Genomic DNA, 12,057 nt, shown 5'->3' with positions numbered 1-12,057 from the left:
GACTCGCTGACCGTGGCCCGCATCGTGGACCTGCTGTCCGAGCGCATGGGCGAGCTGCCCGCGACCCTGCTGTTCGAGTACCCGACGGTCCGTGAGGTCGCCGACTACCTGGTCGAGCGGCACGCCGACAAGGTGCGCGCCCTGCTTCCCGAGGCGCCCGCCGCGGCGGAGCCCGCCGTACGGGAGCCCGCCGTGGCCGCGCACCCGGCCGTGCGCGCGTCCGACCGCCCGTCGGAGCCCGCCGCGGAGGCGGACCGGCGCATCGCGGTCATCGGCGTCGCCGGCCGCTACCCCCTGGCCGACGACCCCGACGCGTTCTGGGCGAACCTGCGCGCCGGCCGTGACTGCGTGCGTGAGGTGCCGGCCGACCGGTGGGACCACACCGCGCTGACCGAGGCGGACGGGCAGAAGATCAGCCGCTGGGGCGGCTTCCTCGACGGCATCGACGAGTTCGACCCCCGCTTCTTCCAGATGTCGCTGCGCGAGGCCGAGCTGACCGACCCGCAGGAGCGGCTGTTCCTGCAGACCTCCTGGCACGCGCTGGAGGACGCCGGCTACACCCGGGCGCGCCTGCGCGGCAGCCGCGTCGGCGTGTACACGGGCGTCATGTACGGGCACTACCAGCTGTTCGAGGACGAGCGGGGCCTCGCGGGAGGCATGGGGTACGCCTCCATCGCCAACCGGGTCTCGTACTTCTTCGACTTCCACGGGCCGAGCCTCGCGATCGACACCATGTGCTCGTCGTCGCTCACGGCCATCCACCTCGCCTGTGAGGCCCTCGCGGCCGGACAGGCGGACTACGCGCTCGCGGGCGGTGTCAACCTCGCCCCGCACCCGCGCAAGTACCGCCAGCTCGCGGCCGGCGGCTTCACCGGCGAGAGCGGGCGGTGCCGCAGCTTCGCGGCCGACGGCGACGGGATGGTGCCCGGCGAAGGCGTCGGCGCCGTCCTGCTCAAGCCGCTGGCGGCGGCGGAGCGCGACGGCGACCGGATCCTCGGCGTGATCCTCGCCGGCGCCGTCAACCACGGCGGCAAGACCGGCGGCTTCGCCGTCCCGAGCCCGGCCGCCCAGGGCGAGGTCATCGCTTCGGCACTGCACGGAGCAGGCGTCGACCCGGCGAGCGTCTCGTACGTCGAGGCGCACGGCACCGGTACCGCGCTGGGCGACCCGGCCGAGGTGGCCGGGCTGGTCCGGGCCTTCGGCGACCTGCCGGCCGGATCCATCGCCCTCGGCTCGGTGAAGTCCTCCGTCGGCCACCTGGAGTCGGCCGCGGGCGTCGCCGCCCTCACCAAGGTCCTGCTGCAGATGAAGGCCCGTGAACTGGCGCCGTCGCTGCACGCGGAGAGCCTCAACCCGGCCGTCGACTGGAACTCCGTGCCGTTCCGCGTGCAGCGTGAGCTCACGCCGTGGACGGGTGCCGAGCCGCTGCGCGCGGGCATCAGCGCCTTCGGCGCCGGCGGCTCCAACGCCCACCTCGTGGTCGAGGAGTACCGGGACGACACCCCGGCGGGCGGTACGGCGGGACCGGCCGTCTTCCCGTTCTCCGCACGGGACGCGGAGGCACTGCGCCGCGTCGTCGAAGGGATGCTGGGCTGGCTGCGGACCGCCGGTCCCGGCGCCGACCCCCAGGACCTCAAGAACATCGCCACCGCGGTCGGCGTGCCCGTCACGGCCGTCGACGAACCGCTCGACGAGCTGGGGCTGGACCCGGCCACCATGGTCCGGCTGATCGGCCTCGGCGACTTCGTCCGGCCGGGCACCGTGCACGGCGGGACGACCCTGCGCGAGCTGGCCGGACGCGCCGGCGGCGGCGCCGGCGTCGACCTCGGCCGGCTGGCGTACACGCTGCAGACCGGGCGGGAGCCCATGGCCCACCGGTTCGCCGTCGTGGCGCGATCGGCGGGGGAACTCACCGAAGCGCTCGAAGCCTTCCTCGCCGGTCGGCCCTGCGGCCACACCGCCGTGGTGACCGCGGAACCCGGGACGGCCACCGTGCCCTCCCCGGCCGACCCGGACGGCGTGGCGCGTCGCTGGGCCGCGGGTGAGGTCTTCGACTGGGCGGCCGCCCACCAGGGCCCGGTGCGCCCGCTGTCGCTGCCCGGGTACCCGTTCGCACGGACCCGCTGCTGGATCGACGCAGTCGCCCCGGCCGCCCCGGCCCTTTCCGCCGGAGCGGTCACCACGGCCGCCCGCCCGGCCCGCCGGGCCGGTTCGCTGGACACCCTGCTGCGCCTGCTGGGTGCGGTCAGCGGCTACCCGGTGGCCGACCTCGACCCCGCCGGCTCCTTCCACGAGCACGGCCTGGACTCGCTCAGCCTCATCCGGTACGCCGACGACGTCGCGAACGCCTTCGGCGTGCCCGTCGGGCCCGACCAGCTCCTCGCCACCCCCACCCCGAAGACGCTCGCCGAGTGGCTGGACCGTGAACACCCGGACGCCGTGGCCGGCACGGCACCGGCCGAGCCCGAGCCCGCCCCGGTTCACCCCGCGGCGGCCGACCGGGCCGCCGACGACCCGGTCGTCATCGTCGGCATGGCGGGCACCCTGCCCGGTGCGCGGGACCTGGACGAGTTCTGGGCCGGCCTGCAGCGGGGCGGCGACCTGTTCACCGAGGTCCCCGCGGACCGCTGGGACAGCCGCGCGCACTACGGGGACCCGGCGCGGCACCCCGACCGGACCCGGATCACCCGGGGCGGCTTCATGCCGGACATCGACCGTTTCGACCCGCTGTTCTTCGGCATCTCGCCCCGCGAGGCCCGGTGGATGGACCCCCGCCAGCGGCTGCTGCTGCGCACCGTCTGGACGGCGCTGGAGGACGCGGGCATCGACCCGAACAAGCTCGCCGGCACCGACACCGGACTGTTCGTCGGCGTCGGCGCGTCGGAATACGCCGAGCTGGTGCAGCGCTCCGGCACGGCCACCGACGCGTACTCCTCGACCGGTCTCACCCCGTCCATGCTGGCCAACCGCGTCTCCTACCACCTCGACCTGCGCGGCCCCAGCGAACCCGTGGACACGGCCTGCTCCAGCTCGCTCGTGGCCCTGCACCGCGCGGCGGAGGCCCTGCGGCTCGGACACTGCGACACGGTCATCGCGGGCGGCGTCAGCCTCATGCTGTCGCCCGTGACCTTCGCCTCCCTCGAACGGGCGGGCATGCTCAGCCCCGACGGCGTGGGCCGGGCCTTCGACAAGGACGCCGCGGGCTACGTGCGCGGCGAGGGCGTCGGCGCCGTCGTGCTCAAGCGGCTCAGCCGCGCCCGCGCCGACGGCAACCCGATCCTCGCCGTCCTGCGCGGCACCGCCGTCAACCACGGCGGCCGGTCCAACTCGCTGACGGCCCCCAACCCGCGCGCCCAGGCCGAGGTCATCGTGCGGGCCCACCGCGAGGCGGGCACCGACCCGGCGACCATCGGGTACATCGAGACGCACGGCACCGGGACGGTCATCGGCGACCCCGCCGAGACCAACGGCCTGCGCCAGGCGTTCGCCGAGCTCTACCGCGAGTGGGGCCACCCGGCGCCGGCCGCGCCGCACTGCGCCCTCGGCGCGCTGAAGAACACCATCGGCCACCTCGAGCCGGCGGCGGGCATCGCCGCGGTGCTGCGCGTGCTGCTCTCGATGCGGCACGGGCGGATCACCGGCGACCCGCACGGCCCGGAGCTGAACCCCCATCTGGCACTGGAGGGCACGGCGTTCGAGGTCGCGGCGGCCGGCCGCGACTGGGCGCCCGTGGCGCCCGGCGTGCCGCGCCGCGCCGGGGTCAGCTCGTTCGGTTACGGCGGGGTCAACGCCCACGTCGTGCTGGAGGAGTACCCGGCCGACGAGCCCGTGCCGGCCGACGGCCCGGCCGTGTTCGCGCTCTCCGCCCGCGATCCCGAGCGGCTGCGCGCCTCCGCGCAGTCGTTCGTCGACGCCCGCGACACCTGGGCGCACGACCTCGCGGGCACCGCCCACACGCTCCAGGCCGGCCGCGCCGAGCACGCCGAACGCCTGGCGTTCGTCGCGGAGTCCGGTGACCACGCGGTGGCCACCCTCCGGCGCTTCCTCGCCGGGGACGTGGCCGGAATCCACCTCGGGCACGTCGACCGGCACGCCGACAGGTCGCCCTTCGACGGCCGCGGCGACGACGAGACGGCCGCCGCCTGGGTCAAGGGCAGGACGATCGACTGGTCCGCCCGGTGGACACCGGCGCCGCGGCGGCGCTCGCTGCCGGCGTACCCCTTCGCCGCCGAGCGGCACTGGTTCACCGACGGCGCCCCTGTGCCCGCCTCCGGTGACACGGCCGACACGGCGCCCGTCTCCGATGACACCGCGCCCGTCAGCCTCTTCACGGCCGCGTGGACGGCCGAACCCGTGCCGCCCGCCGCGCCGTTCACGGGCCGGGTGCTGGTCTTCGGCGACCTGCCGGTGCCCGGCGCCGTCCACGTGCGGGCCGGCTCGGCGTACGCGGACGACGGCTCCACCGTCACGATCCGCCCCGGCGAGGCAGAGGACTACGCCCGGCTGCTCGCCACCCCGGCGGACCGGATCGTGCACCAGTGGCCGCTGCTCGAACCGGACCGCGAGGACCTCGGCATCGAGTCGGTCTACCTGCTCGTCCAGGCCATGACGGCCATGACGGGCTCCCGCGCCGCGGCCCGGATCCAGGTCCTCGTGCCCGACGGCGCCATGGCCGAGGCCTGGGGCGGGTTCGACACCTCGCTGCGCGCCGCCCTGCCCGGCACGGCCTTCGGCGTCGTGCGCGTCACGGGCCGGGTCGAGCAGGCCGTCCTGCTCGCCGAGGTCGCGGCCCAACGGCTCTCCGCGGCCGCGGTCCGTCTCTCGCCCACCGGCCGCACCGTGCGTGCCCTCTCGGAGGTCGCCGCGCTGCCCGCCGTCCCATCGCCGCTGCGCACCGGCGGCGTGCACCTGGTGACCGGCGGCGCCGGCGGGCTCGGACTGCTGCTCGCCCGTACGCTGCTGGCGCGCGGTGCCCGAGTGGCCCTCACCGGCCGGTCGCCCGCCGCGGACCGCGCCCGGGAGATCACCGAGCTGCGCGCGCTCGGTGACGTCGAGTACTTCCAGGCATCGGTGACCGACCCCGCCGCCATGGCCCGCGTCGTGACGGCCGTCAAGGACAGGTGGGGCGCGCTGCACGGCGTCTTCCACCTCGCCGCGACCGCCTCGCGCACACCGCTGCCCGGCAAGGACGTCACGGAGTTCCGCGGCCACCTGCGGGCGCGCTTCGAGGGCACCCGCGTGCTCGACGAGGTGACCCGCGACGAACCGCTGGACGTGTTCGTCCTGTACTCGTCCCTGGCCGGCCAGCTCGGCGACTACGGACTCGTCGACTACTCCGTCGGCGCCCGCTTCCTCGACGGGTTCGCCGAGGAGCGCGAGACGCTGCGCTCGGCGGGCCGCCGCAGCGGCCGCACGGTCTCGATCGACTGGCCCATGTGGCGCGCCGGGGGCATGCACGTGGACCCCGAGGACGAACGCGGCTACCTCGCCGCCACCGGCTTCCGCTACCTGGAGGCCGCCGAGGGCGAGCGCATGCTCGACCTCGTGCTGCGGCTGGGACACCCCCAGGTCGCCGTACTCCCGGGAGAGCCGGAGCGGATGCGCGAGCAGATCGACGCGATGCGGATCCGGCAGAACGCACCCCAGGACCGTCCGGCCGCCCCGTCGGCCGCAGAGCCTGCTGCCCCGTCGGCCGTACAGTCCGCCGGTGAACTGGCCGGCCGACTGCGGACGATGGTCGCCGAGCTCCTCGGCCTGGCGCCGTCGGCGCTCGACCCGGAGGCCGGCTTCGGCGAGTACGGCCTGGACTCCTTCGGACTCCAGTCCCTCTCCGTGGCCCTGGACGAGACCTACGGCGTGACGGTGCCGACGACGACGCTCTTCGGCGCCAACACGATCGACAAGCTCGCCCGTCACCTCCTGGCCGAGCACCCCGCCCTGCTGGAGCGGGACCCGGCACCGGCCGCCGCGACGGCCACCGGGAGCGAGGCGCCGACCGTCGCCGCGCTGCCCCCGGTCACCCGAACGGAAGCCACGATCGCCCCGGCCGCCACCCCGACTCCCGCGACCTCCCCGGTCACGGACGACGCCATCGCCATCATCGGCATGGCCGGGCGGTTCCCGGACTCGCCGGACGTGGAGGCCTTCTGGCGGAACCTCGCCGACGGACGGGATCTGATCACCGAGACCCCCGCCGACCGATGGGACTGGCAGGAGGTGTCCCGGCGCTTCGGCGGCACCGCCCGCTGGGGCGGCTTCCTGACCGACGTCGACCGCTTCGACGCGCGGTTCTTCAAGATCTCGCCCGCCGAGGCCGAGGTCATGGACCCGCAGCACCGGCTGTTCCTCGAGCAGACGTGGGCGGCGCTGGAGGACGCCGGCTGCCGGCCGGACCGGCTCGCCGGCCGACGGGTCTGCGTGTTCGCGGGCGTGCAGTTCAACGACTACGAGTCGATGGTCCTGCGCGGCGAACAGGTCAACCCGCACGCCGGCACCGGGCTGGCGCGGACCATCCTGGCCAACCGCATCTCCTACCTGCTGGACCTCAGGGGCCCGAGCGAGAGCATCGACACCGCCTGCTCCAGCTCCCTGGTGGCGCTGCACCGCGCCGTCCGCGCCCTGCGCAGCGGCGAGAGCGAGCTGGCCATCGCCGGCGGCGTGAGCCTGGTGCTGTCGCCGCAGACCGTCGTCGCCGGCAACCAGCTCGGCGTGCTCTCCCCGGACGGCCGCTGCAAGGCGCTCGACGCCCGGGCCGACGGGTACGTCAAGGGCGAGGGCGTGGGCGTGCTCGTGCTCAAGCCGCTGTCCCGCGCCCTCGCCGACGGCGACCGGGTGCACGCCGTGATCCGCGGCAGCGCCGTCAACCACGGCGGACACGCGTCCTCGCTGACCGCGCCGAACCCGCTCGCGCAGGCCGACCTGCTGGTCGACGCCTACCGGGACGCGGGCGTGCCGGTGGAGACGGTCTCCTACACCGAACTGCACGGCACCGGCACCGCGCTGGGCGACCCCGTGGAGATCGACGGCCTGGTCCGGGCCCACCGGACCCTGGCCGAGGGGCCCGCGACCGGCTGCGGCATCGGAACCGTCAAGAGCAACATCGGTCACCTGGAGCCCGCCGCGGGCGTCGCGGGCGTGATCAAGGTGGTGCAGGCCATGCGCCACCGGACACTGCCGCCGACGCTGCACCTGCAGACGCTCAACCCGCTGATCGACCTCACCGGCACTCCCTTCCAGCCGGTCCGCGAGACGACCTCGTGGGCGCCCACGGACGACAGCGGCGCGCCGCTGCCGCTGCGCGCCGGTGTCAGCTCCTTCGGCTTCGGCGGCGTCAACGCGCACGTCGTCCTGGAGGAGGCACCCGCCACGACGCCGCAGGCCCCACCGGAGGGCGAGGCACGTGAGGTGTTCGTGCTCTCGGCCCGCGACGAGGACGCGCTGCGCCGCTACGCCGCGGCGACGGTGGACTTCCTCGACGGGGAAACGCCGTCGCTGTCCTCGCTCGCGTACACCTCGCAGGTCGGACGGACCCCCATGGCCGCGCGGCTCGCGGTGGTCGCCGGCTCGACCGGTGAACTGCGCGCGCGGCTGGCCGCCTTCCTCGACGGCGACCGTGTCGGCAGCGGTGCGGACGGCGACCACGCGTGGCTGTCCGAGCCGGAGGGCGCGAGCTATCTGGCGCGCCTGGTCCGTGAGGGAAACCTCGACCGGCTCGCGGAGCTCTGGCAGGGCGGGGCCGACTTCGACTGGAACGCCCTGCGTTCCGACCGGCCCCCGCTGACATCCATGCCCACCTACCCCTTCGCACGCGAACGGCACTGGCTCACCGCCGGCCCCGACGCGGGCGCACAGCAGGACCCGCGGGACTCGGCGGCCTCCCTGCTGCTGGTGAAGGACTGGGAAGCCGCGCCGCTGCCCCAGGGCGAGCTGCCGGGCCGCATCATGGTGCTCGTCAGTGCCGAGACCGAGCCCGTCGCCACGGCGGCGTTCGGCCCCGGTGCCACCGTGGTCCGGTGGGACCACGACAGCGACGACGCCGCCGTCGCGCGGATCGCGGAGTCGGCACGTGACATGGCCGCCGTCGTCGACATGGTGGACGTGTCGGCCACGCCGGTCGCGACGCCGGAGGCCGACTGGCCCCGGATCGCGCTGCTGCGCGAGCTGGTCACCGCGAACCGGACCCGCGGCTTCGCCTACCTGCACCTGACCCGCGGCCTCACGACGTTCCGGGCCGAGCAGCCGACGCTGCGCGGCGCGGCCTTCGCCGGCCTCGTCAGGATGCTCACGGCGGAGTACCGCGGCGTGTTCGCCCGCACCCTCGACCTCGACACCCTGGAGCCGGCCGCGGTGCGGGCGGCGGTCGCCGTCGAACTCGCCGCGACCGACCCGGTCACCGAGGTCTGCGTGCGGGCGGGGGAGCGGCACCGGCCGGTGCTGCGCCCGGCCGACCCGGTCACGCCGTCCGCCGACTGGTCGGCGGACCTGGCCGGCCGTACGGTGCTCATCACCGGCGGCACGGGCGCGCTGGGCCGGCTGGTCGCGGCCCGGCTCATCGAGCGGGGAGCCGACCGGCTCGTCCTGCTCGGCCGCTCGCCGCTGCCCGCCCGGGACGAGTGGCCCGCGCTCCTCGCGGACCCCGCCACCGACCCGGCCCTCGCGGCGCGGCTGCGCGACCTCGCGGCGCTGAGCCGCCCGGGCGTGCGGGTGGTCGTCGAGACCGCCCCGCTGGATCAGATCTCCGAGGTCCTGGACCGCGCACGGCGTGAGCTGGGCCCGATCGCCGGGATCGTGCACTGCGCCGGGCTCGGCGTGATGCGCGACCCGGCCTTCATCGGCAAGCGGATCGAGGACATCCAGCGGGTGCTCGAACCGAAGACGGCAGGCCTCCAGGCCGTCCTGGACGGGTGCGCCGACGACCCCCTGCGGTTCGTCGCCCTCTACTCGTCCGTTGCCGGCCAGGTGCCCGCACTGGCGGTGGGCATGAGCGACTACGCGCTGGCCAACTCCGTGCTGGACCGGGTCGCCGAGTACCGGGCCGCCACCGGCGGACCCGTCGTCAGGTCGCTGCAGTGGCCGAGCTGGCGATCGGCCGGCATGCCCGAGGTCGACACCCCGGCCTACCGGGACCTCGGCCTGCGGACCCTGGACCCGGAGACGGGCCTGGACCTGCTGGACCAGGCGATGACCGGGAGCCACCCAGTGGTCCTGCCGTGCGTCGTGGACGCCGGGCGCTTCGACGCCGCCGCCCTGCTCGCGGTCCCCGCGCCCGGCCGTCCGGCCGACGCGCCGGCCGCCTCCGCCCCCGCGGCGGCCCCCGGCGCCGTCCCGGCCGGGAACGGCCTCGTCCGACGGGTGACCGAGGTGATCGCCTCGACGCTGCGGCTGGACCCCGCGCAGGTCGGACCGGACGAGGACTTCGCCGACCTGGGCGTGGACTCGATCATGGTCGCCCAGATCCTCGCCGCGCTGGAGCGAGAGCTCGGCGTCGTCGCCGAGCCGTCGGCCGTCCTCGAGAACCCGACCGTGACGCTCCTCGCGAAGGCGCTGCGGGACCAGGTGCCGGAAGCCGCGCTGCCGGCAGCCGTCCCGGCCCCGGTTTCCGTGCCGACGGAGACCGGGCGGACCGTCCAGGCCGTGACGGTCGCGGAAGCCACCGGACGGGCCGATGCCGACACCACGTCAAAGGCGACAGTGTCCGGGGCGGCGGCCGGGCCGAAGGACGGCATCGCCGTCATCGGCATGGCCGCGCACTTCCCCGGCGCGCCCGACCACCGGGCGTTCTGGCGGAACCTGGTGTCCGGGACGGACTCGGTGACCGAGGTGCCGCCGTCCCGCTGGGACCCGGACCGCTTCTGGCGGCCCGACCCGCAGCCCGGCACCACCGTCAGCAAGTGGGGCGGCTTCCTCGACGGCATCGAGGACTTCGACCCGGACCACTTCCGGCTCGACCCCGCCGGGGCCCCGTTCGTCGACCCCCTGGTGCGACAGGTCCTCGAAACCGGCGCGGAGTGCCTGGCCGACGCCGGGCTCACCCCCGAGGAGGTCGCGGGCCGGCGCGTGGGCGTCTTCGCGGGCGCCCGGGCGGCGAACTTCGGTGCGCACCACGGCACCGCGGGCCCGCACTCGATCAGCGGGATGGCGCAGAACTTCATCGCCGCGCAGCTGTCCCACTACCTCGACCTGCGCGGACCGGCCGTCGTCGTCGACACGGCCTGCTCCAGTGCGCTCGTCGCGGTGCACCTGGCCACGCACAGCCTGCGGACCGGAGAGTCGGACCTGGCGTTCGCCGCCGGAGTCGACATCCTCCTCGACGAGGTGCCGTTCGTCGGGATGAGCGGGGCGGGCGCGCTGTCGCCGACCGGCCGCTGCCACACCTTCGACGAGCGGGCCGACGGCATCGTCCTCGGCGAGGGTGCCGGCATGCTGATGCTCAAGCGCCTGTCCGACGCGGTGCGCGACGGCGATCGGGTCTACGCGGTCATCGAGGGCAGCGCCGTCAACAACGACGGCCGCACCATGGGCATCACGACGCCGAAGCCGAGCGCGCAGCGGCAGGTGATCGAGGCCGCCTGGGCGGACGCCGGAATCACCCCGGCACAGATCGGCTACGTGGAAGCACACGGCACCGGCACCATGATCGGTGACCCGATGGAGCTGAAGGCCCTCACGGAGGCGTTCCGCGGCTCCACCGACGAGATCGGCTTCTGCGGCGTCGGCAGCGTGAAGACCAACATCGGGCACACCCTCAGCGCGGCCGGCATGGCCGGGCTGATCAAGGTCGTGCTGTCGGTCCACCACGCGCAGCTGCCGCCGACCCTGCACTGCACGACCCTCAACCGGCGCTTCCGGTTCGAGGAGTCGCCGCTGTTCCCCGTGCGCGAGCCGCAGCCGTTCACCGGCCGCGACGGAACGCGCCGGGGCGCCGTCAGCTCCTTCGGGTTCGGCGGCACCAACGCGCACATGGTGGTCCGCCAGGCACCCGACGACCACGTGCCGTCCCGCGTCGCGCTGGAGGCGCCCCGCTACCGGCGGCGGCGGTTCTGGTTCGACACACCGGCGCCCGCGCCGACGTCCGCACCCGCACCGACGTCCCCCGAAGCCGGACGTCCCGTGGTGACGGACCCGCCCGAGCCGTTCTTCGAGCTCGAGTTCTCGACTGTGCCGGAAGGAAAGAAATGAAAGCGTTGGACGGCCTGAACTGCACCGTGGTGGTGCGCGGGACCGACCCGGTGCTGCGCGACCACAGGGTGCACGGCACGCGCATCCTGCCCGGCGTGTCGTTCCTCGACATGATCTACCGGATCCTGCGCGCACAAGGTGTCGACACCGCCCGGGCGGAGTTGCGCCGCGTGCTGTTCCGCAACCCGGTGGCCGCCGGAGAGGAGTTCGACACCGAGCTGCGGGTGAATTTCACCGCGGACGGCGACGGCTACCGGGTGTCCGTCACGGGCACCCGCCGCCCGTCGGGTGAGACCGAGCCGGTGCTGGACTGCCGGCTGCTGCTGGACGTGCCCTTCCCCGCGGAGTCCGTCGACCTGGCCGCCCTGCGCGGTCGGACGCCGCACACCGCGGACATGGCGGACCTGTACGCGCTCGTGCGGCGGACCGGCATCGAGCACGGGGACTTCATGCGGGCCCGCGGCACCCTGCACGTCGGGGACGGGGAACTGCTGGCGGACCTGACGCTCGGCCCGCAGGCCGCGGCGTACGCCGACTACTTCCACCTGCACCCCGCCGCGCTGGACTCCTCGACCCTGCTGCCGACGCAGTTCGCCCCGTCCGGGGTCGGCGCGGCCGCGCGACCGTACATCCCGATGCTCATCGAGTCCTTCCGGGCCCGGCAGCCGATCGGGGCACGCACCCTGGTGCACGCCACCCCGCCCCGGCCGACCGGCCCGGACGGCGACCTGACCACGTGCGACTTCCGGTTCCTCGACACGGACGGCGGCGTCCTGCTGTGGTTCCGGGGGCTCACCTCGAAGCGGGTACGGGACGAGGACGCGATCACCCGGCTGGAGGTGGCGCCGCGCCCGAGGCGGTCGGCCGAGACCGTGGTGC

General features: G+C 75.1%; 2 protein-coding genes (both running past the window's edge). Both read left to right on the top strand.

What is annotated here, in order from left to right:
* A protein-coding gene (locus ACZ53N_RS04715; RefSeq protein WP_469139521.1) for an L-histidine N(alpha)-methyltransferase crosses the window boundary here: on the top strand, positions 1-11,178 show its 3' portion. It extends 8,166 nt beyond the left edge of the window; 11,178 of the gene's 19,344 nt are visible here — the last part of the coding sequence; the start codon falls outside the window, past its left edge; it ends in the stop codon at positions 11,176-11,178.
* Positions 11,175-12,057 carry the 5' portion of an SDR family NAD(P)-dependent oxidoreductase gene (locus ACZ53N_RS04710; protein WP_469139520.1) on the top strand. Its footprint extends 6,083 nt past the window's final position, so 883 of the gene's 6,966 nt are visible here — the first part of the coding sequence; its start codon is at positions 11,175-11,177; its stop codon lies off the right edge, out of view. Before ACZ53N_RS04715 ends, ACZ53N_RS04710 begins: the two co-directional genes overlap by 4 nt.

It is taken from the genome of Streptomyces sp. NPDC033229, from assembly GCF_055576875.1.
This window is presented reverse-complemented; position numbering and strand designations above follow the sequence as displayed.